The organism is Calditrichota bacterium (genome assembly GCA_013112635.1).
In the GTDB taxonomy this organism is placed as follows: Bacteria; Calditrichota; Calditrichia; order Calditrichales; family J004; genus JABFGF01.
In genome coordinates, this window is the sequence record JABFGF010000014.1 from 1 (window position 1) to 24,984 (window position 24,984).

A 24,984-nucleotide genomic window follows, 5' to 3' on the forward strand; every position below is an offset into this window, starting at 1 on the left:
TGATATTAATTCTATTTCTTTAATTACACGCTTGTCTAAACGCGTCGTTCAACAGTATATTGAGCTCATCCCTTTAGGCAATTAAATGTTCTAAAAAGACAAGCTATGGTATCATTTGATACTATTTTAGTAGTATCATTTTTCTGCTCAAGGTTTGATTGTCTGTTTTCAGCGTATAAAAATAAACCCCACTTGAAAAGTTTTCTGCATTAAATACAATCTTATAATCACCAGATGCTTGTTTCGTATTAACTATTGTTTTTATTTCCTTACCCGATAAATCATAAACAGTTAACTCTACATTACTTGCTCTTGTTAAATAATAACGAATAACTGTTTTTGGATTAAATGGGTTCGGATAATTTTGGTAAAGATTAAATCCGGAAAGTTTAATCAAACTATTATCTGCAATTGTAGTGACCGTTCCCAGGCTTCCATCAGGATGAATTTTTTTTGCCCGGATATCGTTGCCATCTGAAAAAACTGCAATCATGCTTCCTTCTTCTGTGGTAAATATTTTGTGATCCGACCAATTGGCCACACCTTTTGCTGTTTGTACACCACCATATTGATAATGATGTGAACTATCAGGGTTTATACGTTGTGTCCATAAATATTGTGATGATCGAGTGTCTTCCCAGGCAATATAAACGGAGTTATCGGGAGCTTTTGTGATGAGCGGGGTTGGGATATAAGTATTAAAATTACTTATAGAAACTCCACCAGGTGTCCAGAGTTGGTCTCCATTCGCGTTAAAATGTTGTAAATAAATAAATGCATTATTCGCACCGGGCCGTGCATCGCGCCAAACAACGTATGCACCTCCTTCACCATCCGCAAGGGCATTGGGAATGTCTTGTGCTCCATCAATAAAATCCAAAACTATTTCTGCAGTATCTCCCCAAACCAGAGATCCGGAGCTATCAACCCTTTGGGCAGAAATATCCTGCCCGGAACTCCAAAATAAAATAGCTCCTCCAGCATTATCACTCACCATTGTTTTTGTGGGATAATTTGTAGGCAATAAAGAAGTTCTTTTGCCACCACCCCATTTAAGGTTTCCATTTACATCGATCTTTTGTGTGAAAATACTTTGTCCTAATGTCCACCAACAAAAAATTGCTCCTCCATTTCCATCGGGGATAATTTCGGGATATCGTTCTTCTCCCTTATTTGAGTGCAGCATAATTCCGTTTTTGGGCCAAATAGCAATTCCATTTTGATCAACTCTTTGAACATAAATATCATCATAAGTACCAAATGCGCCCCGGTTATCAGTCCACGTAATAATAATACCGCCATCTGCATCAGATATGATTTTCGGAGATGATTGGCGCCGGGTTGCTGAGCAGATTACAACTCCTGTATCTGCCCATAGTTTTTCTCCAAAAGCATTCATTCTTTGTCCATAAAGATTACCGGAACCAATATTTTTTTCCCAAACTATGAAAACCCCGCCTTCACCATCACTCAAAACCGCTGGGGAAAAAGACTGAAGAGAGTCAACGGAAATCTCCACACCCATCGAATCCCACAATAAATTACCTGCATCATCTACACGTTGAGCATATAAAGTTTGCGTTCCTTTTCGTGTGTCGGCCCAAACGGATATTACCCCATTGTTACCATCTGATGTAGCAGCAAAATCCCATCCATAAGAAATATTTGTTTTGCTAATTTGCAAATTTATGTCTGGATCAGATGGCCATTGAGCTAAAGCAAAGGAAACGGCGGAAATGAAAATAAAAATGGATTTTGTCATAATTATTCCTTTATCAAATGTTTGAATAATATTATTTTAATACAATCATTTTACGGCTTTTCTCAAATGAATTGGTTATGAGTTTGTAAATGTAAACGCCGCTTGTAAGAACAGAAGCGTCAAATACCAACTCGTGTACGCCTGTTGATTGTTGGCCACTTGCGAGTGTTTTTATTTTCCGGCCGGTTAAATCAAACACAGAAATATTTACTTTGCTATTTTCAGAAAGCTCATATCTTATCGTTGTAATTGGATTAAATGGATTGGGATAGTTTTGCAAAAGCTGGAAATTGCTCGCTGCTTTTGGAAAAGCCTTTTGTGGCAGATTTGTTATAATAACTGAGGAATCGAATTCAACCTTACCAATTACTGTGCCGTCGTTACTTTCAACCGATAAATCCTTCAGGGTAGAATCTGAATCCGTGACAATAACTTCATCAAAACGATAATAAGCGACAAGACCACTGTCTTTTGTGCTGTAATAGTTTTTTGATAAAGTATCTTGGGAGGTTGACTTAATCTGCTTACCGTTCCTTGCTTTATTCCAAACACGCAGTTCATCAATATTGCCAAATAAATAATCCGCACCGTTGCTACCTGATTCAGTTCGGCCAATAAAGAAAGGTCTATTATTTGTTGCTATTGGGCCAGTCATTGAAGCTTCCGCATCCAATGTATCATTTCGGTAGAAGCTAAGTTTAGTTCCATCAAATGTACTTGCTAAATGATACCATTTTCCTGCCAACAAAGTTTTTCCTAATACACGCTGAAAACCACTTCCATTATTGGAGACTAAAAATTCCGGTCTATTATTTCTGATCCATAAAAAATAAGTACGAAAATTTCCGATATTATCATCCCATGTACCGCAAATCCCAATCTGGCTATTATGAAAAGAATCTATTTTTACCCAAGCTTCCAAAGTAATTTCTTCGGACATTTGCAGGCTGCTGTCTGATTCGATTTTTATATATCCGGCATCACCAAAAAAATGAGCAGAGTTATTGAATTGAGCTACCACGGGACTCATCAATAATAAAAGTAAAAAAATGCTTAAAGAATTTTTCATACTATTCTCCTAGTCTGTCAAATTGGGCCTTAAGGCTGTTATCAGTAATGTTGGAAAAATCATCAATCCATCAAAAGCGGGATATGGATTGAATAACGATTTTTGACATGCGTTTCTCCTGGTTGAAAAGGTTGTAAAAATAAAAAGAATTTCGCGGTTAGTTGTGACGGTGGTTACATGACAATAATTAACTACTAACAACTAAAACTGCATAACTATCTTAATAGTTATGCAGTCTAAATTATTTCAGAAGAGAATGCTTTTTTTTAGGCTTTTTGTGAATGCGTCAGTTGGCTAACCAGGTCAATTGCTTTTCCGGCTTTTTTGTTGCCAACCATTTGTGAGTAAGTGGAAAGGGATTTAATTGCAGAACTTATTTCACCAATCATCGCCTGGACCAGTCCCAGGTTAAAATAAATATTTGGATCTTCAGGTTCGATATTTTTAGCAGTTTCATAATGCAGTTTTGCCAACTTAAGATTTTCATTGTCAAAATAAAGATTGGCCAAATTAAAATGGGCTTCATAATGGCGCGGATCAGTTGCCAGGGCAAGAGAGAAATAATCTATTGCTTTTACGTAGTCTCCTTCATGGGCTTCAAGGATTCCTAAATTACAATATGCATCAGCTTTATAATCGCCACTTTCTACTGCTTTTAAATACGCAGCTTTCGCATTTGGATTGCCTTGTTCGTCATTAAGGTAAGCCTGTTCAAAGGCACTCATTTTTTTTGGAAGCGATAAAATTTGTGGAGAAGGTTTTTCAAAAAGGTTTTGCTGGCCTTTATCTTCCATTTGTTGCTTTTTACTGCTTTTGGCTTTTTTATGGCCTAAGCGTACTGGCTTTTCTTTATGTAACTTAAATATGTTGCTCATGTTTTTTAATTGTTAATTATTAATTGACAATTGATAATTATTACGCTGTTTTCAATTCTTTTTCTTCAGTTTTAACTTTCTTTTTGCCAGTTGCTTTCTTCATTGGCTTTTTACTTTCTTTGGCCTGTTCAATGCTGTTTTTAAGAGCGGTCATAATATCAACAACTTCTTTTTCTTCTTCTTCCATCGTAACAATTTCTTCACCATCAATTTTAGCATTAATCATTTCACGCAGTGCGTCACCATAGCGGTCTTTTAACTCAATCTCAGTTAATTTTTTATTCATCGATGCTACGAGGGTTTCTGCAAGTTTCATTTCTTCTGAAGAAGGATCAGTTGTATTAATATCAGGGACTTTATTTATATCGCGGATTTCGTCAGGATAACGCAACTTGTAAAACATGATACCATCTTGTTCTGGGGCAATTAAGACAACATCTTCGCGGTCTCGCAAAACAACCCGGCCAATACCCATTTTACCCGTTTTCTTTAAAGTCTGCATCAAAAGACTATATGGTTTTGCTGCCACTTCGCCATCCGGACCAACAAAATATGGTGTATCAAACAAACTTGTATGCACTTCCTCGGCATCAACAAATCCTTCTATGTCAATCGCTTTTGTGCTTTTAAGTTTTAGTTTTTCAAAATCGGCAGGTTCAACAAGGACAAATTGTTCAGGTTCATACTGGTAGCCCTTTAAAATTTCTTCTTTGTTAAGCTGTTCTCCGCATTTTTTGCATTTTTTTTGATAGCCAACCATTCCGTTACAATCTTTATGCAGCTGATTAAACCGTACAGTCTGGCTGCTTTCAATGGCACCATAAACACGGATTGGAATTGTTACCAAAGAAAAACGAATATGACCTTTCCAAATTGCTCTCATGTTGACCTCAATCTGTTTTTTTCATAAATAATCAATATTGTCGTACAATATAAATTTAACGTGATACTTTAAATATTAATTCCTGTATCAACAGATTCACTTCATTTCTGTTTTGAAGTAACATAAACTGTTTCAACGAAGTATTCAACAATCCTTAAAATATCTTATCCATCGAGCAGATAATATTATTTTTGAAGCTATACCTTTGAAAATTTAGGAGATATATAAGATGCATAATTTTTATTTATTGATATCAATAATTGCTTTTCTATTTATGGCCTGCAGCGAAAGTTCATCACCTCAGGAAGAAGAAAAAGACATATTATTCGATTGCGGTTTAACTGGTAATGGCTATGAATCGGACAGTTATTTCGAGCTTGGTGATAAAAAATATAAAAAAAATATTTGTAATGAAACTTCCGAACCAGTCTTTACGGCTACAACTTTCACCCTTACTGTTGATAATAAGTCAGGAAATGACAGCCGCACTTTGTTGATCCAATTTGTGGGGTTTCCAAACCAGTTTACCGGAGAAGGGGTTTATTCTTATCCCAGTGGCTTGAATATTAGCATGATTGAAAAAATAGATGACCAGGTAAATGTAAAATATTCTAACCAGGCAAAAACCGGCTTGTTAATGGTAGATGTTCATGATATCGCAGCAGGCCTTTATCAGGGACGATTTTGGTTTTCTATTGAAGATGATGACTATACTGGTGCCTATAACATATCTTATAAATCCGAAGAATATGAAACTGTTATTACTGGCTCGGGATGGACACCGGCAGGATTTGTACAAGGTCTTGAGTATCGGGAAATTACACCTATAATTTCTTCTCGAGGTGGAAATACGCCTCTGTTTTATTATCAATCACGGGAGTATGATCCAATTTCAAATCTAACTTTGGATTTTAAGCTAGAAACATCTGGTTATACAAATAACGATTTTGAAAAATATTCTGATTATCCGCTTCAACCTTTTAATATCGACTTCCCCACAGAGTATGATCATCCAACTTATAAATCTCGAGACGGCCATTTGTATTCCACTTATACGCATGTAATGTGGGGACCCGGGAATGATATTTATGTTAGTTCTCCTCAAACAGAATATTTTAACTATGTTGAAGATAATCTTGTAATAATTGGAGATACATCCTGGACATATCATAGCGGAAGTGGTGATTTAGATATTAGCGCCTGGGGTGAGCATTTAGTTAGCGCCTGGGTGGCTGACAGGTCTTATATTGAAGATGGGCGAACACACGAATGGGAAACTGTACTGAGTATTAATATTCTTAACCGGCACACTTTCCTGGATCCGGGATACAAACCGGTGAGATATGATTTACGCAACTTTGTAAAGCCGTTTTACGATGATTGGCCTGCCCATTCATTAAATCCATTTGTTCATCATTTAGCAACTTTTGTACAGGATATTGATAACATTTTTGTGGTGTTTTTGGATAGTGTAGGTTTAAAAGCAGCAAAACATGAAAATGGTGTTTTCAATAAAATTGGTACCTTGCCTATGGGGTTTGAAAATGAACAAGACTGGAGACTGGAATTGTTAACATACGAAGATAAGCCTGTTTATGCCTGTTTTCGTCATGAAGACAAGCAAACACTTCGTATCTTGAAAATTGATATCACCGGCATTAACGATCTTGGCGAGTTTGTTTTACCCAATGGCCCGCTCCAGGAGTTTTATAAAGCAAATGACATAAGTATTAATTACGATGGCAATCATTTATATTTTGGTATTTGTGATCAGGAATTTGAACGTAAGCCTTCGGTCTTTCGCCTGGAAAATAACAGTTTACAACCTTTTGGGGAAAGAGGGTTTAGCAGCGTGCCATCATTTGCCATGGTTGCAATTACAACAGATGATGTTTATGCATTGATTAAGATGAATGAGACAAGCAATGAACTTGCTAAACAGGAAAAATAAATTTATCAGGTGAAAATGAAAAGTTTCTTTGGAAAATCCATTACACCATAAACAAGATAGTCATCTGCAGTTTCCGGGTTTTGATATTAGAAAAATTTATAATATGGATTAGGAAATTTCTAAATCATGCCGGAACCGCATAAAAACAGGTTCGCGCAAAGTACCATTTGGTGTGAGGGGAGCATATTGAACCTCGCACCAAAGTTAACTTTATTGAAGCTCTTGCCCAGTTTTTATTCCCGTTTCTTCTCGAAATTTATCCTTCAATTCAGCTGCGTCACCGTTTTTGTCCAGGCAATTTTTGCTTTAATATTTCCATCGGAATAAAACTAAACATACTTATGTTTGTCGGTTTACACTGCAATAAATATTCTTCAGGAAACCAATAAACGTCCGGATGACATAAACAAAGAGGGGATTAAGGAGGTTTTGCTTATGCTCTTTTTAAGCCGCACGTGATCTTTCCATTCTATTACCTACTTTTTTACACAGGTCAGCTTATGCAACAGCATACCTGTATTGTATTATCCATAAATGATTAAAAAACCGGAGGTTATTAATGAGTAATCTCAGTGTACAGCAATTCTCAGATGCCGTTACGCAATGGGCCGGAAGGCGTAATGGTCAGTTTAAATATAACTGGACTGTTAATGGTGGCTGGGAAGGTTGGATTCAGGTTGATTTAACAGCATATATTTTATCCGTGGATTCTCGAATTGAAATTTTGAGGGAACAATCAATCTTTACGTCTTCAAGAAAAAAGGTTGATTTACTTTTAAATGTTGATTTAGATACGGATTATCAAATTCCTGTTGAAATAAAAGCAGAATCCTTCTTTAACCGTAACCGTTTTGTTAGTGGTGTTAATGGCGATCTTAAAAAGCTAAATGATGAAAGAAACACTGATTTTAGCGAATCAACAAGTATAATGCTTGCCTTGCCATTTAGCCAGGGGGCAGTAGACAGGGTTTTATCAATCACCTGGGAAAATCATCGAATTTTCAGATCAATTTTCACTGGTGAAGTTGCCTGCCTGATGGCTGTTTGGACAGAACCTGATGGTTGGCTTAGAGCATAGTTTATTTTTTAAACATATAAACAAAGGAGCTTAACATGGCTGGAGAAAAAAAAGAAACGCAGTTATTAATTCCATCTGAAGACCCACATAATATTCAAGCAACCAAATATTATATTTTTAATGAAACTGGTAATATTATGATGGCATCAACAGAAGAAAATTCAAAAGACATAGAGCAATCGGTTAGGGATGTTTTTGCAGAAGTATCTGTTTTTTTTGCTGCAATGACCCGGGCAATAACAACTACTACAAACCCTAAAACTGATGAGCCATATTCAATTTATAATTATACGGCTCTGGAGAAAATTTTAGGTGGATCAGGCCTTTTTGCATGGGTAACAAAAGAAGATATTGAACACAAAACAAAATCATTTGGATTAACATTTAGTAAAGAACTAATTGAAGGATTGCTTGGTTTGGCCACGGGTGCTGGAGCATTATCGTTCGCACAGGGAATGCTATCATCAATAGGACAAGAAGGTTTAAAAATTGGTGCTGACACCTCGGACACAGATAGTTCTGTCGCAAATATTGTTTTTGTGTGTGAGTATCTTTTGGGCATGCCACTTGTGACTGTAATAGTTGTTTATATAAATGTACATGATCATAAAGCATCTTTAGAAATAGGCCCTTGTTTTAAGGCAGAAGAGGCGGAAAGCACATGGCATATGCACAAAGATACTTACCTATTTGTAACACCAAAATTTATCAAGCAATTTTCAAGCGATTTAGAATCAGTAGCAGAAAGTTCGGAGTTTGGTGAATTTGTAGAATATCTCAGATCTATTTTATTGGACAAGGTGCGTGTGACAGCAGTAAATAATGATGATGACACTCCTGTTTCTGGGACTTTGCTTACTCGTGGAAGTACATATAAAATTGTTGGCACAAACCTTGAGAATACAGTAAGTGTTAAACTGGGTGAAAGTGATGTTCTTGATATGGGTGAAGCTTCGGATACTCTTGTAAAGTTCACGGTGAAGGGTGATGCTCCTGAAACCGACGCGGCACCTATTGCTTTAATAGATGCTGAGGACAATGTATTAGGAAGAACCAGCGGATATGGAATTGGGACATCAGCAGCACCAACCAGGCCAAATGTAACTGGTAAAAAACCAGCAAAATAACACATCTAATTCATAGAAAGCCTGAATCATTTTTCAGGCTTTTTTATTTCTTAGGAAAACTACAAATCAAATCTAAAGCGCATAAAAACAGGTTCCCGCAAAGTTCCATTTGGTGTAGGGGATGCATATTGAACCTCGCACCAAAGTTGTGGTGAAAGCCAGGTGGTTACTTTCTCATCAATAATTTCATCTTCAATCAACTTAGACGCAGGATCAATTTTCTTTAATTCCGACAGAATTTCTTCCATCTGTCTGGCGCTCCAACCGGTTCCAACCTTGCCCAAATATTTCAGCCCGTCCTTTTCTTGTTTTGCAATATGAAGCGCGCCAAACAGGGCAGAGCGGTCACCTTTACCTTCAGTATAACCAATGATCAAACAATCAATCGTGTTGCGAACTTTAACTTTTGTCCACCCGCTGGTTCTTTTTCCGGGATAATAAAGACTGGTGTTATCCTTGGCCATAATTCCTTCCAGGCCATGTTCCTTTGCAGCTTTAAAAAGCCCGGGTCCATCTTCAATTGCCTGGCTCATACGGTAGTTGGATTCAGGTTTTATCGAATCTTCAAGCCATTCTCTTCGTTGCCATAAAGGTTCATTAATTAAAGGTCTGCCATCTAAATAAAGGCAATCAAATAAGTAGCAAACTGCAGGATGTTTTCTCCGGGCTCTTTCAATAGATCCTTCATGTTTTTGAAACATGCGCCGGATGACATCTTTAAAAAGGGGACGACCACTCTCATCAAGACAAACAATTTCGCCATCAAACAATGCGGTGGAAATACGAAAGGATTCTTCAGGCAGGCACAGTTCAGGAAATTGTGCAGTAATATCTTTTTGATTTCGGCTTAAAATTCTAACCGCACCATCTTCAATTGAAATCATGGCCCGGATACCATCCCATTTTACTTCATAGATTTGATCTTCTCCGACCGGAACTTTCTTGTCACTTTCAGCAAGCATCGGCAAAATGGGTTGATCCAGATAATCAATCTGCGGATTTTCCACACGCTCCAAAAGCCATTGATTATTGCCTGTATCATGAATTCTATATTCCGCGCTTAAGGCCTTACTTTGCAATCGAAAATAAAAACCGTTCTTTTTGGTCTTGCTGATTTGGTATTTTCCACGCGCATAAATCCACATGTCTCCACCGCCATATTCATCTTTTGGGATTGTGCCGTGAAAATCCAAATATTTTAACGGATGATCTTCTGTTTGAACGGCCAACCGTTTTATACCTGGTCGTGGAGGCAAGCCTTTGGGAACAGCCCAGCTTTTTAAAACTCCATCTTGTTCGAGCCTCAAATCATAATGCAAGCGTGATGCATGATGGCGGTGAACCACAAATGCATTCCCTTGTCCCGCAGGATATTCTTCGCCTGGCTCTGGCGTTTTAGTGAACTCACGTTTTTCTTTATATTTTTTTAATGAGCCGACATTTTTTGGTTTTCCTGCAGATACAGATTTTGTTCTTTTTGTATGAAGCTCTGTGCTGTATGCGCCAATGGATTCCCAGGCATCACCTTCTTCTAAAACCAGGTCTAACGCGTTGTGGATTGTATAATCTGAAATGGCTTTTGTTTGCTCCAGCTTTTCCCAGGTAATTGGCATGGAAACGGGTGCCTTGGGAAAAGCGCGTAAACTATAGGGTGAGATTATTGTTTGCGAGCCGCGGTTTCGATAAATATCGATTAGTACTTTTTCCGTTCGGGCGTTTTTCTGAATTTTTAATGTGGTAGTTTTTGGATATTTCTTTACAAAAGATTTACCGATTTCCAGGGTAGCCACGGCAATATCACCATAGCTGTATTTTGCTTCAATCGGTGCTACAATATGAACGCTTTTACGTCCGGTAGTTTTTACAAAGGGTATATAGCCATAGCTTTCCAGATGTCTTTTTACATCGAATGACATTTCAATAATATTTGAAAAGGGAAAGCCATCTGGTGGGTCGAGATCAAGTACAAAATAATCAGGTTTATCAAAATCCGGTTGCCGGCTCTGGGCCTGGTGGATTTCAATGGCAGCAAGGTTGGCCGTCCAAACAAGGGTAGCATCATTTATGGCAATGATATAATTCTTTTTCTCTTTACCAAGTTTTGCAGATTCAATCCAGTCCGGGGCATATTGCGGTTTGTTTTTTGTAAAAAAAGATTCGCTGTCAATTCCATCGGGGTAGCGAATAAAAGAAAGGGCACGGCCTTTAATATGGCGGAGCAGAGTAGGTGCAATCTTGAGATAATATTGAATAATCTCAGCTTTGACGATTTGATCATCCGGGTAAAGTGTCTTATCCAGATTGGTCAGGTCAATTTTGTGTTTGCCAATTTCAACAAGTTGTTTGTTTTTTGCCATGACTCAAAAGTACCATACTTAATTGATTTGAATATAAAAAAAATTCATTAAATAACCTGAGTTCGGTCAATCTGAAAACAATAGTTTGAATTTTTAATAGAGCAATATTTGCGCTACGTGGTATATAAATACACTACTTATGTTTCAATGAAAAAATAAAAGATTCTTATAGTCTATTGTTTTTTATGTGTTTAACTCGTTGGCACGTTTATTGACATATTGAGATCGGAATGTATAATCAAAAAGGATATTGATCATGCAAAATCAAAATTTAGTTTCGAGAAAAAATGGCTCCATGGATGAGCTGGTTTATATTTGCCATAAAAGATCGGGTTTATTTTGGGGAGGTTTCAAAACGGGCTGGATAAAAAACAAAGTACGCAGCCTAAAATTTCCAATAAGAGAAGCTGAGGATTTTCTCAAAAATATAAACTATGCAAGGATAATAAAATAAATATATTGAAAATTAAAAATATAAATAAGGAGAGCAAAGTGATGAAAGTTATGAAATCATTGTTAATATTAAGTTTTTTAAGTTTTATTTTAGTGAATTGTTCGGAATCAACATCTCCAACGCCAACGGAAGGCTCAATTAAAATAAGTATCAGAAATGGCTCTAGTACTTTCGCTAAAACGACTTCCACAATCACGATTACTGAAGCCCGTATTGTAATTGATGAAATTGAGTTTGAAAGCAGTCTTGGTGATTCATTGGATTTTGAGTTTGAACAGCCTTTTATTCAGGATTTGGTAAGCGGAAATAATCTCCATGAAATAGAGTCAGTTGAAGTCCCATTTGGCAGCTATAAAGAAACAGAAATTGAAATTGATGACCTTGACCCTAAAGATGGTGATGTGTATGCCCAGAATCCTGTGCTACAGGATATAAGTGTTCTTGTTAAAGGATTTGTAAATGGCGATTCCAGCGAGGCTTTTGTTTTTACAAGTGACATTGAAGCTGAACAGGAAAAAGAATTTGATCAACCGCTTGTTTTAGATGAAAACTCACCATCAACAAATATAGTTATTTCCGTTGATATTGCCGGATGGTTTATAAATGATCAGGGACAAGATTTAGATCCAAGGATATCTGAAAACCGCAGTATAATTGAAGATAATATTGAAGCTTCGTTTGAAATCTTTGAAGACGAAGATGATGATGGTGAAGATGATGATTAGAATTTACACAAAACTTAACTTTTAATTCAAAAATGCCTGGGATTCTATTCACGGCTTTTTTTATTAGTAAATTATATACATAGCATTTTTTGTTTTATTGTATTCAAGAAAGATGCTAATTTAGCATTATGAAAAAAGATAAAATATTCTCCACACCAACGGATCCACTTGTAAAATTTACATTTGATAAACATGTGGCCGATGTTTTCCCGGATATGATTGAACGGTCGGTTCCAGGTTACACAACCACCATTGCTATGATTGGTGTATTGGCCGGCCAACATGTAACATCTAATTCAAATTGTTATGATTTAGGGAGTTCGTTGGGTGCGGCAACATTGGCTATGCGTCATCATATAAACCAGGAAAATGTAAAAATTATTGCGGTGGATAATTCGCTGGCAATGATTGAAAAATCCCAAAAAATTATTGATCGTGATCCTTCATCCACTAAAGTTGAACTGGTTCTTGATAATATCTTGGATATTGAGATTGAGAATGCCTCGGTTTGTGTGCTGAACTTTACCCTGCAGTTTCTAAAACTTGAAGACCGAAAAAAAATGATCCAAAAAATATATGATGGATTGTTACCCGGTGGAATTTTGGTTTTATCTGAAAAGATAGTTTTTGATAAATCTGATGAACAGAAAAGCCAGGTTGAGTGGCATCATGCTTTTAAAAAAGCCAACGGTTATAGCGATCTTGAAGTTGCCCAAAAACGCACAGCTTTAGAAAACGTTCTCATCCCGGAAACACTGGATAAAAATAAAGAACGCTTATATGAAGCAGGATTTGAAAAAGTGAACCTCTGGTTTCAATGTTTTAATTTTGTTTCGCTTGTTGCAGAAAAGTAAATAATTATTCGGTTAAAAATCAATTGACTTTTGAGGTTCTTTTTTACTTAGTTCAAGATATTTTTTTTGGTCATTTTTTATTACAATAATTTTATTTATTTGATCTTCAAATAACTCATGTAAAATTGAATTATTAATCTGAATCTTTTTGGGCTCTTCAAATTTTGTTGTGAAGTACACACGCACCGCCTCATCTTCAACATGAATCTTGTCATAATTTAGTTTTAATTTTTTGTCGTTGATTAATATCTCTACCTTGGACTGGCAATATTTATTTACTGCATTTTCATATTCTATGTTAATTACACTTTTCTTTACAGCCCGGTTTAAATCATTCTTATCAATTTTAATTTGAATTTCAATCAAATCAGAAGCTTTATTAAATTGTATCCATGTATAGCTAAAAAAGAAATCATGTGCCTGGATATAACTTACTCCCAGAAAAATGAGTAGAATAAAGTATTTTTTGTTATTCATGGTTATCCTTGGATAAAGTGATAGGTCTATGATTGTATTTTTGGTATTGCATATCAAATGATAGTTAAGAAAAAACAGGTTTTTATTAACAATTAAATTAACGGTTATATGCTAACTCTTGAAAAACTCATTTCGAACTATAGAAATCCGGATCTAATTAACTTTCTCCAAAAATTTGATGAAGAAAAAAACAATTATTTTTCACAAAAATATCATGGCGATTTTGAGAAATGGGAGGCAGCGCTAAGGAAACTGCATCAACTTTTCCCAATTGAGAACGAAAAAAACAATTTTGATATTTCGTCGGATAGAATAAGGATTAGTGACAAAAATAATCTGAACGATGATGATGCAAAAGAATTTACAGCTGCCCTGAAACAATTTATGCCGTGGCGAAAAGGGCCCTATGAAATATGCGGCATCAATATTGATACGGAGTGGCGTTCCGATTGGAAATGGCAAAGGCTGCAAAATCATATTTCAGATTTGTCCGGCCGCAATGTGTTGGATATCGGCTGTGGAAATGGCTACCATTGCTGGCGTATGTTGGCTTCCGGTGCGAAATCGGTTTTAGGCATAGAACCAATGCTTCATTTTGTAATGCAGTTTAATGTGGTGAAAAGCTTCTTACCTTTTGACAATATTGAAATTTTGCCTTTACGGATTGAGGATTTACCAAAGAATCTAAAGGCTTTTGATACCGTTTTCTCTATGGGCGTTTTGTACCACCGTCGTTCACCGATTGATCATTTATATGAATTGAAGGAGCTGACGCAAAACGGTGGAGAAGTGGTTCTGGAAACACTTGTTATTGATGGTGAAAAAGGGGCAACGCTGGTCCCTGATGGCCGATATGCAAAGATGCGAAATGTCTGGTTTATTCCATCTGTCTTAACTTTAGAAAGCTGGCTTAAGCGCTGTGGTTATAAAAATATACGCCTGGTGGATGTAACGAAAACATCGATTGAAGAGCAGCGCGTAACTGAATGGATGGAATTTGAATCGCTTAAGGAATTTCTGGATCCTACAGATTTAAACAAGACAATCGAAGGGTATCCTGCACCAAAACGTGCAATATTTACTTGTACAACTTAAATGCCCGGATCAGCAATGATTAAATTAATACTAAAATATTTTGCTTTAATTTTCTCATTACTTCTTTGCGTGATTTTTGTCTGGGCAATTTGGGAACATAACCGTAACCATCTTGCTGCGCTGGACTTTGGTATTAATGAGATAATTGAGACCAGCAACATCTCTAGCCAGGATTCAATTTATGGTGAACCCCGTGAATACCAGGAAGTAAACTTATCCGGATCTGCCGGTAATATTAAAATTTATATCAGTCTTCCTTTAATAATTCCTAAAGAGGGTTTACCTGTAATTTTAATTCTTGGCGGGTTACAAATTCGCCGTTCAAATTTTTCCCTTATCGAAAATCCGGGAAATAATGCCATAGTCATTTATAAATATCCTTACGATGATTCGGGCTGGTACGACGGTACAGCCTTGTTGGAAATTCCCAAAATCAGAAACGCTGTATTATCTGTTCCGGCGCAGGTTGTGGAAGTTGTTAAGTGGCTAAAGGAAGAAAGCTGGTGTGACCGACGAAGGGTAAGTATAGCCGGATATAGTTTTGGCGCTTTATTTACACCGGCTGTTTATCGTTTGGCTAATAAATATAGTGTGCAATTATCGTATGGTGTAATTGCCTACGGTGGTGCGGATATTTATTTGATGCTAAAAGCCAATCTAAAAAAGAATAATTTTTTTACACGCGAAATAATCGCCCTGTTGGCTTCAACTGCTATTTTTAGTGTTGATCCTGAAAACCATCTACATCATCTGAATAATGAATTCCTGGTTATAAACGGAAACCAGGATAAACAAATCCCGGAGGAAAGCTGGTTACTATTACACAATTTATTACCCGAACCCAAAACTGTTTTAATTCTGGATGATGGACATATGCATCCGCGCAAACCGGAACTAACCACTAAACTTGTTAACATAAGCAGAGATTGGCTAACTGAAAAAGGTGTGATTAATCATTAAGGCAGAGATTGGAAAGAGTCGAACCATTCAATCATACCCAAAACCGCCGGCAAACCTGCAGTACTGTGGGTTCCGCCTTCAATTGTAACTAATTCAATTTGTGTAGCACCATTTGTTAATAAAGTATCTTTTGCTGTTAGGGCATTTTGAAAGGGCACAGTTTCATCTGCATCTCCATGAAAAAAACGAATCGGTGCAAAAGGTGTCCAATCCAAAAGTGTGTTTTCCTGAAATGTGGCGATTACAGTGGTATCTGTCCTGTTTAAAAAACCTGTTATAAAATCATCTTTTAACAATAGAGAAATTGTTGTTGGCAATTCATTGTTAATTTCAGAATAGGACATGCTGCCGTCAAAAAAGTTATGCATTCTTCCTGAATAAGCATCTGTAAATATGTCGTCTAACCGGTCCCATTGATAAATTTCATCATAAGCTGTAAAAAGGTATGCAATGTATGTGGGTGACTGATACTCAGTTTTTTGTAAGATTAAATCAGCTGTTCCAAGCAAATCGTAAGGTCCGGCCATTGGTGCAACCGCTGTTATGTTAAATTGGCTGTACTTCTGTTCAATCTCTTTTTGTGTGGCCAAAGTCGCATAACCTCCCTCAGAATAACCGCCAAGAAAAAGCTGCTCATTTAAAACAATGTTATTGTCCGCACAATAATTTTTTGCGGCCACAAGAAAATCAATTACGCTAATTGCCAAAGATTTGGCGTGAACATATGGATGGATTTCAGTGGAGACCCCAAAACCGGGATAATCGGGAACGCAGGTAACATAACCCTTCGATCCTGTAATTAAGCCGCTTACACCTTCAATAGAACTAATGGCGCTAACTGATGCTACGGATGTTCGTTTTGTTTCAGTGCCGTGCTGAATGCTAAGCAGTGGGAAAACTGAAGACGATACGGGAACAAGCAAAGCACCGGAAGCTTCGATTAATTTGCCATTTACATCGCTGGTTTGGTAAGTAATACTTACAGCTTTAACCGGGTATTGCAGGTTCATATCTTCTGTAATTCCAAACAATGTTAGTGCAAACTGTATTTCATTTACGCTGTATGTTTGCAAATTTTTGGATTCAATTATCTCGCCGCGTTCGTAAGTCTCTTTTGATTGTGTACTACTTTCTTCACTACAACCAATAAAGATGGTAATTAAAATTATTGATGTAATTTTTATCGTTGTTGATTTAATTAACATAATGTGCCTTTTGGGGTTGGAATAAGTTGTTTCTACGATTCTAATTTTCTTTTGTTTAATCTCTTATCCTTAAATAATACAAATATTTGTCTTGAAAATACATTCGTAATAATTTTAACTATTTGTGAAACTTGAAATGATTTGCTTCTTTATTTTGTTTGAATCAAATATTTTTAGTTACAAAAATCAGCTTAATGAATATTTTAACAAAATGAAAAAAGAACTTATCACAAAAAGATTAAGACTTATACCGGTTAAGAATCAGGATTTAGATTTTCTCTTTTCTTTCTTGCGTAATGATAATATCAAGAAATATTTATGTGATAATAGAAATGTTGAAAAGGCATTCGTGAAGAGTATAATCTCTAACAGCGATATTTTATTTGATAAAAAGGGAATTGGGTTGTGGTTAATAAATTCTTTGGACAAACTATCGCCAATTGGTTTCTGTGGTTTTTTTGAGGACCAACTTTTAGAATTAATATTTGCAATCCATCCGGATAATCAAAAGCATGGATATGCTACGGAAAGCGCTTCAAAAGTAATTGAATATTTTAATCAGCTTGATTTAATTGATGAGATTTATGCGAAGATTGACAAGCCAAATATAGCTTCACATGTTGTAATTGCTAAAATGGGAATGAGTGAAATTAACGAAGAAAAAAATCAGATAACAGGTGGCGATATTAAAGTGTATAAAATGATGTGAGGGAATAATTATGAAAAAAGTTATAATTCTATTTTTACTGTTTTTCGGGTTATCAGAAGCAGATAGCTGGCTTGATCCTGCATATGGTTTGTGGGGAGTTGGCGCTGTAAGCCGTGACAGGAATTACACAGGAGTTGATGTTGATATAACGCCGGGTCTTTTTATCTTTGGTGGTTTTGGGCCGATCTTTATTGAGGCAAACCGCATTGGCTATTCATTTTACCGCGATGGAACATACTTTGCTTCCTTTGCTGCCCAAATCCGGTCGCATCAATATCGCACAAAAGAGGATAATCTATTTGGAGAGAGAAAAAGGGCGATTGAGGCTGGTGTCCAAATTGGTCGTCGTTTACCTTCAAATTTCTCTACACGTTTAGCCTTTTTGCATGATGTTAGTGGTGCACATAAAAGTTGGGAACTGGACTTACAGGTATTTCGTCGAAACTTTATTGGATCGATGCGATTGTTAACAGCGGTTGGAGTTCAATATCAAAATAAAAAATTAGTAGATTATTATTACGGAACTCCAAATTACTCCCCGGAAAGCTCTTTTGTGGGCGAGCTTGAAATTATCGCAACTTATCCAATTGGAAAGATTGGTATTTTTGCGGGGACAAGAATATATGTGTTTGATGGTGAGGCAGAGGATAGCCCAATAAGCAATGGAAACCGTGTTAATCAATTTTTTGCCGGGTTAGGTTATAATTTTTAAAAGTTGAAAATATGTACATGTTTTATTATGTTGTGTACATGTTTGGATCAAATTAACAATGAGGTAGAAAGGTGAGAACAATAACATTGACATCATTAAGGGAAAAAATCTTTTCTATTTTTGATGAAGTTTCTGAAACTGGCAAACCTGTTTTTGTAAAACGCAAAGGTCATTTAATAAAAATTGACCTTGTCACGCCACAATCACGAACTGAAAGGCTATTTGAACAGCCTTTTAAAAAAGATGCAATTAATGGCGATCCAGAAGAGTTAATTGATTATAAAGCCTGGGAATGGAATGAAAAAATATGAAGCTATTTCTTGATACTCATGTAATTATCTGGTTATATCAAAGAAATAAAAAACCATTTTCAAAAAACGCCTTAAAATTACTCGATCTAGCAGAGCTCTATTTTCCATCAATTTCATTTTTAGAAATTAGTTTCTTAAATCAACTGGGAAAAATAAATTTCACTGCAATAGAAGCTCAATCTGATTTGACATCAAATGTAAATATTGTTTTTGCCCGAACTGACACATTTGATCTTTCAAAAGAAGCAAGCACAATGGTTTGGACACGAGATCCATTTGACAGGTTAATAACAGCTGAAGCTTCTTTTCATCAAGCAAAACTTTTGACAAAGGACAAATTGATTTTAAAAAACTATGACAATGCAACTTGGTAGTATAATAAATTCAAATAAATTTTTTAAAATATTTCCACCGGTCTTTGTAATCCTATTCATTTCAAGTTGCAGCTTTCAAAAATCCAATAAAAAAAATATTATCCGGCAGGGAGAGGCTGGGAGTTTACAATTATCGGCAACTGCCAGTCATGATACTATTACTTCACCTCATTTGGAAGACCTCCGTTTTTATATCACCCTCAAAAATAAATACCCATTTCCTGTTCAATCATTAAAATATTTAAGTTTTCTGGAGTGTAATGTTTTAAAAGATGGCAAATATTTTCACACCGTCTCCAGTCCAATCGAACCGGTAAAAGAGTTGACTCCAATGTGGCAGGAGATATTTCCGGCAGATACATCAATCACAATTACAGTTTTTGTTGATATCGAAAAAATAGCCAGAAAAAAAGGGCATAAAAAACACACGGGGCGTTATTCAATTCAAGGTGTTTGAAATACAAGTACAAGCTCAATAAAATTTTTAAATCAGCTTTGTAACTAAAGTTACTGACAATACTTTTTTCATTTTTTATTATTAATCATTCAATTATTCAAATAATAAACAGAAGGGATTAATATGAAGAATGTAGGTAGCGCTGATAAAATTATCCGTATTGTATTAGGTGTTGCTATTGGTGCCTGGGGAATTTGGGCGCAAAGCTGGTGGGGACTTGTTGGCCTTCTTCCTTTGGGAACTGCTTTTATGGGTTTTTGCCCGGCGTACTTTCCATTTAAGTTAAGCACCATAAAGAAAAAGTAGTTTTATTTCAGGGATTGGCACATGCTGATCCCTTCTTCATCCTTTTACTCTTATTTCTGTTTCCTCAAAAAAAGAAGTTTGTTCATTAATTGAACTATTACCAATCTTCACTTATATTCCACACACAAAACACATAAGACTGGTTTATAAAATGACTCCAAAATACGTTCTGATTATTTTCTTTCTATTTGTAAATTACTCGTTCTCCCAACTTGATACTTTGAAAAGCCAATGGCCTGTAACTCCACTGAATTCCTCGCATGGGATAAATGGAGGATTTAGTGAATTTAGAAACACGCTCGATTCGGACCATTTTCATAATGCTGTGGATATTGGCGAACCTGATGGTGAACCATGCTATTCTGTATTTGATGGTGAGGTTTTTACAATTGGTAACAGCGGTTCTAATTCATATGTACGGGTAGCAACTCAAATAAATGGCAAATGGAAACACCTTACTTACCTGCATATCGAACCAAACCCAAGCTTGGAGGTTGGTGATCCTGTTCAAAAAGGGGTTACAATTTTGGGAACAATTTATCCCGGAATGGGACATGTACATCTTGGCGAAAGGGAACTGGTTTCCGATAAAAGCTCCAGTGGCGCATATATCAATAATATTAGAAACAATGGTGGCCTTACACCATACAATGATCCTTATCCCCCGATAATTTACAGAAACTCACTCAAGTTTTTTATGGATGGAACAAATACGCAACTTCCGGCCCATGGTTTAACCGGAAAAGTGGATATTCAAATAAAGATTGAGGACCATAATGGTACGACCAGCAGTCAGACAAATAATGGCACTTATTTGGCCGGCTTCAGAATATGGAGTGCAGACACAACCACGATAGTTTTTGAACCTAATGACGCCGGGGTAAAATACCGTTTTGATAAAAAGCCTTATAACAGCAGCGTGCACCAGGTTTTTGTAGAAGATCTGGCAACTTTAAGTAATCCCGTATATTGGTTGACAAATGGCACTGGTGCAAGCGGCATCAATCAGACTTTGGAAGTAAATAATAATTATTTTAATACAACGTTGCTGGATACAGGTGATTATGTTTTACAGATTTTTACAGAAGATACGCGAAGTAATAAAGACTCAGAATATTTTCCAATTTTTATTACAGACCAGGATCTTTCTGCACCTAAAACTCCCGAATTGAATTTTGTTCTAAACACTGATTTGAAGAAATCTGTTCATATTTCATGGACAAAAAACAGCGAAAAAGATCTTGCCGGTTACCGACTATACTATTCCTTAAACAGTCAGCTTTCTGCGTGGGAGTTGGCCGCTAATGAAACGCAACTGACCAAAGATAGCACCGAGTTTTTTATTGAATCATCTTCTGAATTTGTTGTTCCGCCTGCTCAGGATGTTTATTATTTTCGTTTAACGGCAGTAGATACAAACGGCAACGAGAGCGGTTCTGGCGATAAATATGCCAGGTCTTCTTTTACGGATGGAACCAATTTTCCGACGGCGTTAATAGTAAATGGTTTTACAAGATATGGTGGTTCCGGAAGCTGGCAAAACCCGGTTCATTCTTTTGTTAAATCGTATTTTGAGCCCTTGTTAAATTCTGACAGTGTAGTTATTTCATCATGTTCAAATCAGGCGGTTATCGATGGCAAAATCAATATGGGCAATTATAATTTTGTTATTTGGTTTGTCGGAGATGAATCGACAGCTGATGACACTTTTACGCCCACAGAACAATCAAAAATAAAGGCTTTTCTTGAAGCAGGCGGGAAGCTGTTTGTTTCAGGTTCTGAAATTGGCTGGGATCTGGAAGAAAAGGGCTCAGACGATGATATCAGTTTTTACCATAATTATTTTAAGGCCCGGTATTTTGATGATGGAAATACGAGTATGTCACCTGCCAAAGGAACGGCCAGCACTATGTTCAACAATGTTCAACTAAATTTTGGCCAGGTTTATGTAGAGGATTATCCGGATGATATTGGCATAATAAATGGCTCGGAGGCAATTTTATATTATAATCAAATTCGCTCCGGTACAAATTACCGTAAAGCGGGAGTGGCCTATACGGGAACGTTTGGTCAAAGCCAGGAGATTGGTCAAATTGTTTATATCTCTTTTCCGCTTGAAACTGTCAGTTCATTGGATCAGCGCTCATCTTTTATGACAACGCTTTTACAGTACTTTGACATTATCTCAGATATCGAAAACCGGCAGGAAATAATTCCCGGGAAATTGAGTCTATCTCAAAATTTTCCAAATCCGTTTAATCCACAAACAACCTTCAAAGTTTTTGTACCGAAAACGCAAAAAATAAAAATTACAATTTTTGATTTGTTGGGCAGGCGGGTTAAAAATATTACTAATAAGCAATTTACAACCGGTGAATATGAATTTACCTGGGATGCTGGCTCTCAGGCAAGTGGGTTTTATATAGTTGAACTTAAAACCGGCAAAACCCGGTACACCAGAAAAATCTTATTACTAAAATGATGGGGCAATGAGTTGATGAACTTTATAAAAAAAGTATTTCAAAATGGACCACTTTATGTGGGATTGTTTTTTATCATTTCCGGAATTTCTATTGCACAAGAGATTGATGATTTTTCTGTCAATAAAGAAATCAGCGGAGATGCACAAAACCACAAGGAAAAAAACACAATAACATACACAGTAGAAAAAAATCAAAAAGAAATTTACAGCATTACAAATAGCCTGGACTATGATGCACCTGTACCAGAATTTATTGTTTTTGAAGATGGTGCCGGTGTTATGGTTAGTTCATTTGATGCGTCTTTAACTTTTTTTGATAACCTAGGAGAGAAGATTGTAAAACTGAAAATCAATAAAGAGTTAAAAGCCATTTATGAAAGATCGATATATTCAGCGATTGATGAAAATAACCTTTTAATTGCTTTAAGCCAGCCCGGCCTGGATTATTCTTTGATTCAAATTTATAATGAAAAGGGGGTTTTGTTAAACGATTGGAAAATTGAAAATGAACACGTTAATGGTTTGCAGTTTGCGAAGTCGCAAAATATTCTGGCTGTCTCAAGTTACAGTTGGGGTAGCGGATCCATTTCAAAAAATACACAGTTTTTTAATCGAACCGGCGATCTCCTCCAACAGTCAGGAAATAATTTTTCTTCCGGAAGCTTTGTAAAAAATGGCGAGGCATTTTCAGGTTATCGCAAACATTTATACTTTTTATATGATCTCACAAAAAAAAGTACTGCATTCGAGTTTATTTCAAAAAACGATATAATTATTACCGCAGAATATAAATCAGATGAAATAATTATTGTTACTACGGAAGCCCCGGTCCTCAATAACGGAAACTGGTATTACATAAATCCCACAATCAAAGTTTTCTCAAAAGAAGGAAAAGAAATATCGAGCCGAAATGAGAAAACGCAGCCATTTTCTTCTTTTAGCCTGGAGCAAAAAGACGATCGGATTTTTTTTAAGACAAACACTGACATGATTTTAGTAAAATAAGTTTTTACTTAAAGCGAGGTCGATGATGAGAGCTTCATTTTTTATCATATTATTTCTTTTTTGCAGCCCCCTTTTTGCAAACGATCCAATCCGCCCTGTTAATACATATTCCATCGTTGCTTATGATTCTGTAGCAGGTGAAATGGGTGTTGCGGTTCAGTCACACTGGTTTCAGGTAGGTACAGTTGTTAGCTGGGCAGAGGCTGGTGTTGGCGTTGTTGCCACACAATCTTTTGTTGAAATTTCCTATGGACCACTCGGTCTGGAGTTAATGCGTGCCGGGAAAACAGCACCGGAAGCTTTGGAAGCACTCTTAAAAATTGATCCGCAAAGAGAAGTGCGGCAGGTAGCCATGGTTGATGCAAATGGAAATGTGGCCGTTCATACAGGAAAAAATTGTATTCGTGAAGCCGGGCATAGCAAAGGAAAAGGATTCTCTGTTCAAGCGAACCTGATGGAAAAAAGCAGTGTTTGGCCGGCAATGGAAAAAGCCTATCTTGAAACAAAAGGAGATTTATTATCAAGATTGATGGCTTCTTTGGAAGCTGCAGAAGCTGAAGGCGGCGATATTCGCGGAAAGCAATCTGTGGCAATCTTGATTGTTCCGGTTAAAACCAAAGGACAACCGTGGCGTGAAAAGCTGGTTGATTTACGAATCGATGATCATGCCCAGCCATTGAAGGAAATAGCCAGGTTAATCAAAATCCACCGTGCTTATGAGCACATGAACAAAGGCGATGAGTACATGGCCATCGATCAAATCCAGAATGCTTTAAAAGAGTATTCTTTCGCCAATAAATTATACCCCGAAAATGTTGAAATTTTGTATTGGACTGCTGCAACGATGGCTGGTGTTGGTAAGGTTGAACAGGCGATGCCCTTGTTTAAGCAGGTGTTTGAAAAAGAACCCGTCTGGAAAGAAGTTACCAAACGTTTACCTGCTGCTGGTTTATTACCCAATGATCCTGAATTAATGAAACAAATTTTAGGTTCTGATAAATAAAAATATTAAACAGATTTAAATATTTGGTGATATAACAGCCTCAAACCCCAATACTTTTTTTTGATACAATTTGAAAATATATTTGGAAAAGAATATAGATTTTGTTAAATAGAGACCGACCGGTCGGAAAAATCAGAGTAGGGAATGAGTAAAGGACAATCAACACGGGAAATAATAATCGAGAAGGCAGCGTCCATTTTTAATAAAAATGGTTTTGCCGGAGCATCTTTATCTGAGCTGATGAATGCAACAGGTCTAAAAAAAGGCGGGATTTATAATCATTTCAAAAATAAAGATGAGATAATGTTTGAAGCTTTTGATTACGCTATAAAAAAGTTTAATCGCCAAATTTACCAGGCTTACAAAGACAAGGAAACGGCACTTCAGAAATTGTATGCAATAATTGAGTATTATAAAACGTACCCGCTTAACCCGGTAATTGAAGGTGGTTGCCCAATAATCAACACAGCGATTGATTCCGATAATACCCACCCGGCTTTAAAGGAGCGTGTAAAAGATGTTCTTAATAAGTGGATTGAAAATTTAGAGTACATCATTAAAAAAGGGCAAAGTCTCGGTGAATTTAAAGAAGAAGTAGATTCATACAAATCTGCTGTTTTGATTGTCACTAATATGCAGGGCGGTGTACTTATAGCCAGGAGTTTCGAGAAAAATAGTTATATGGAAATTATTGTTGATCAGCTTTATAAATATGTAAACGATAATTTAAAAATTTAAAAAAAATTACATTTT

General features: G+C 36.5%; 25 protein-coding genes. 18 read left to right on the forward strand and 7 right to left on the reverse strand.

The window, feature by feature from the left end; all coding sequences use genetic code 11:
- Positions 1-121: 121 nt before the first annotated feature.
- From HND50_20860 to HND50_20875, 4 genes are all read right to left on the reverse strand, one after another.
- Entirely contained in the window at positions 122-1,762 is a 1,641-nt protein-coding gene (locus tag HND50_20860) for a T9SS type A sorting domain-containing protein (GenBank protein NOG47701.1), read from the reverse strand.
- A gap of 31 nt (positions 1,763-1,793) precedes the next feature.
- Positions 1,794-2,378, reverse strand: coding sequence for a T9SS type A sorting domain-containing protein (locus tag HND50_20865; protein ID NOG47702.1), 585 nt, complete (start codon positions 2,376-2,378; stop codon positions 1,794-1,796).
- A 719-nt stretch (positions 2,379-3,097) separates the two neighbouring features.
- Positions 3,098-3,706 (reverse strand): tetratricopeptide repeat protein, encoded by a 609-nt coding sequence (locus HND50_20870; GenBank protein ID NOG47703.1) that lies wholly within the window; start codon positions 3,704-3,706, stop codon positions 3,098-3,100.
- 40 nt (positions 3,707-3,746) lie between these two features.
- The gene (locus tag HND50_20875) at positions 3,747-4,589 is read right to left on the reverse strand and encodes a Ku protein (GenBank protein NOG47704.1); all 843 of its coding nucleotides are present in this window, start codon (positions 4,587-4,589) and stop codon (positions 3,747-3,749) included.
- 229 nt (positions 4,590-4,818) lie between these two features.
- Here HND50_20875 and HND50_20880 point away from each other — a divergent pair, with 229 nt between their 5' ends.
- From HND50_20880 to HND50_20890, 3 genes are all read left to right on the forward strand, one after another.
- A complete protein-coding gene (locus HND50_20880) occupies positions 4,819-6,540 on the forward strand; it encodes a hypothetical protein (GenBank protein NOG47705.1) in 1,722 nt (573 codons plus the stop codon).
- A 559-nt stretch (positions 6,541-7,099) separates the two neighbouring features.
- The gene (locus HND50_20885) at positions 7,100-7,618 is read left to right on the forward strand and encodes a hypothetical protein (protein NOG47706.1); all 519 of its coding nucleotides are present in this window, start codon (positions 7,100-7,102) and stop codon (positions 7,616-7,618) included.
- 35 nt (positions 7,619-7,653) lie between these two features.
- Positions 7,654-8,745 (forward strand): hypothetical protein, encoded by a 1,092-nt coding sequence (locus HND50_20890; protein NOG47707.1) that lies wholly within the window; start codon positions 7,654-7,656, stop codon positions 8,743-8,745.
- A 59-nt stretch (positions 8,746-8,804) separates the two neighbouring features.
- Here HND50_20890 and HND50_20895 read toward each other — a convergent pair whose 3' ends face one another.
- Positions 8,805-11,102, reverse strand: a complete 2,298-nt coding sequence (locus HND50_20895; protein ID NOG47708.1) for a hypothetical protein — start codon at positions 11,100-11,102, stop codon at positions 8,805-8,807.
- 256 nt (positions 11,103-11,358) lie between these two features.
- On the opposite strand from HND50_20895, the gene HND50_20900 reads away from it, so the two are divergent.
- The 3 genes from HND50_20900 to cmoA all read left to right on the forward strand — a co-directional run bounded on the left by HND50_20900 (position 11,359) and on the right by cmoA (position 13,135).
- Positions 11,359-11,556, forward strand: a complete 198-nt coding sequence (locus HND50_20900; GenBank protein ID NOG47709.1) for a hypothetical protein — start codon at positions 11,359-11,361, stop codon at positions 11,554-11,556.
- A 38-nt stretch (positions 11,557-11,594) separates the two neighbouring features.
- Positions 11,595-12,281: a hypothetical protein gene (locus HND50_20905; GenBank protein NOG47710.1), complete on the forward strand. Its 687-nt coding sequence runs from the start codon at positions 11,595-11,597 to the stop codon at positions 12,279-12,281.
- A 128-nt stretch (positions 12,282-12,409) separates the two neighbouring features.
- On the forward strand, positions 12,410-13,135 hold the full coding sequence (gene cmoA / locus HND50_20910; protein NOG47711.1) for a carboxy-S-adenosyl-L-methionine synthase CmoA: 726 nt from the start codon (positions 12,410-12,412) through the stop codon (positions 13,133-13,135).
- Between the two features lie 12 nt (positions 13,136-13,147).
- Here cmoA and HND50_20915 read toward each other — a convergent pair whose 3' ends face one another.
- Complete coding sequence (locus HND50_20915; protein NOG47712.1) at positions 13,148-13,612, reverse strand: hypothetical protein; 465 nt, start codon at positions 13,610-13,612, stop codon at positions 13,148-13,150.
- 108 nt (positions 13,613-13,720) lie between these two features.
- Between HND50_20915 and cmoB the strand changes: the two genes are divergently transcribed.
- Complete coding sequence (cmoB, locus tag HND50_20920) at positions 13,721-14,707, forward strand: tRNA 5-methoxyuridine(34)/uridine 5-oxyacetic acid(34) synthase CmoB (GenBank protein ID NOG47713.1); 987 nt, start codon at positions 13,721-13,723, stop codon at positions 14,705-14,707.
- Between the two features lie 15 nt (positions 14,708-14,722).
- Complete coding sequence (locus tag HND50_20925) at positions 14,723-15,667, forward strand: prolyl oligopeptidase family serine peptidase (GenBank protein NOG47714.1); 945 nt, start codon at positions 14,723-14,725, stop codon at positions 15,665-15,667.
- Here HND50_20925 and HND50_20930 read toward each other — a convergent pair.
- Positions 15,664-16,872 (reverse strand): prolyl oligopeptidase family serine peptidase, encoded by a 1,209-nt coding sequence (locus HND50_20930; protein ID NOG47715.1) that lies wholly within the window; start codon positions 16,870-16,872, stop codon positions 15,664-15,666. The two genes, HND50_20925 and HND50_20930, sit on opposite strands and share 4 nt — an antisense overlap.
- A gap of 211 nt (positions 16,873-17,083) precedes the next feature.
- Here HND50_20930 and HND50_20935 point away from each other — a divergent pair, with 211 nt between their 5' ends.
- The 10 genes from HND50_20935 to HND50_20980 all read left to right on the forward strand — a co-directional run bounded on the left by HND50_20935 (position 17,084) and on the right by HND50_20980 (position 24,969).
- Entirely contained in the window at positions 17,084-17,581 is a 498-nt protein-coding gene (locus HND50_20935; GenBank protein ID NOG47716.1) for a GNAT family N-acetyltransferase, read from the forward strand.
- A gap of 10 nt (positions 17,582-17,591) precedes the next feature.
- On the forward strand, positions 17,592-18,293 hold the full coding sequence (locus HND50_20940; GenBank protein NOG47717.1) for a hypothetical protein: 702 nt from the start codon (positions 17,592-17,594) through the stop codon (positions 18,291-18,293).
- Positions 18,294-18,364: 71 nt separating this feature from the next.
- Complete coding sequence (locus tag HND50_20945) at positions 18,365-18,604, forward strand: hypothetical protein (GenBank protein NOG47718.1); 240 nt, start codon at positions 18,365-18,367, stop codon at positions 18,602-18,604.
- The gene (locus HND50_20950) at positions 18,601-18,978 is read left to right on the forward strand and encodes a PIN domain-containing protein (GenBank protein NOG47719.1); all 378 of its coding nucleotides are present in this window, start codon (positions 18,601-18,603) and stop codon (positions 18,976-18,978) included. Before HND50_20945 ends, HND50_20950 begins: the two co-directional genes overlap by 4 nt.
- Positions 18,965-19,435 carry a hypothetical protein gene (locus HND50_20955; protein NOG47720.1) on the forward strand — a complete coding sequence of 157 codons (471 nt, stop codon included), beginning with the start codon at positions 18,965-18,967 and terminating at the stop codon, positions 19,433-19,435. The genes HND50_20950 and HND50_20955 overlap by 14 nt, the downstream gene beginning before the upstream one ends.
- 123 nt (positions 19,436-19,558) lie before the next feature.
- Positions 19,559-19,741 (forward strand): DUF2892 domain-containing protein, encoded by a 183-nt coding sequence (locus tag HND50_20960; protein NOG47721.1) that lies wholly within the window; start codon positions 19,559-19,561, stop codon positions 19,739-19,741.
- 151 nt (positions 19,742-19,892) lie between these two features.
- Positions 19,893-22,223 (forward strand): T9SS type A sorting domain-containing protein, encoded by a 2,331-nt coding sequence (locus HND50_20965; GenBank protein ID NOG47722.1) that lies wholly within the window; start codon positions 19,893-19,895, stop codon positions 22,221-22,223.
- Positions 22,224-22,238: 15 nt separating this feature from the next.
- The gene (locus HND50_20970) at positions 22,239-23,228 is read left to right on the forward strand and encodes a hypothetical protein (protein NOG47723.1); all 990 of its coding nucleotides are present in this window, start codon (positions 22,239-22,241) and stop codon (positions 23,226-23,228) included.
- Between the two features lie 22 nt (positions 23,229-23,250).
- Positions 23,251-24,231: a DUF1028 domain-containing protein gene (locus HND50_20975; protein ID NOG47724.1), complete on the forward strand. Its 981-nt coding sequence runs from the start codon at positions 23,251-23,253 to the stop codon at positions 24,229-24,231.
- 144 nt (positions 24,232-24,375) lie between these two features.
- Positions 24,376-24,969: a TetR/AcrR family transcriptional regulator gene (locus HND50_20980; protein ID NOG47725.1), complete on the forward strand. Its 594-nt coding sequence runs from the start codon at positions 24,376-24,378 to the stop codon at positions 24,967-24,969.
- Positions 24,970-24,984: the final 15 nt, after the last annotated feature.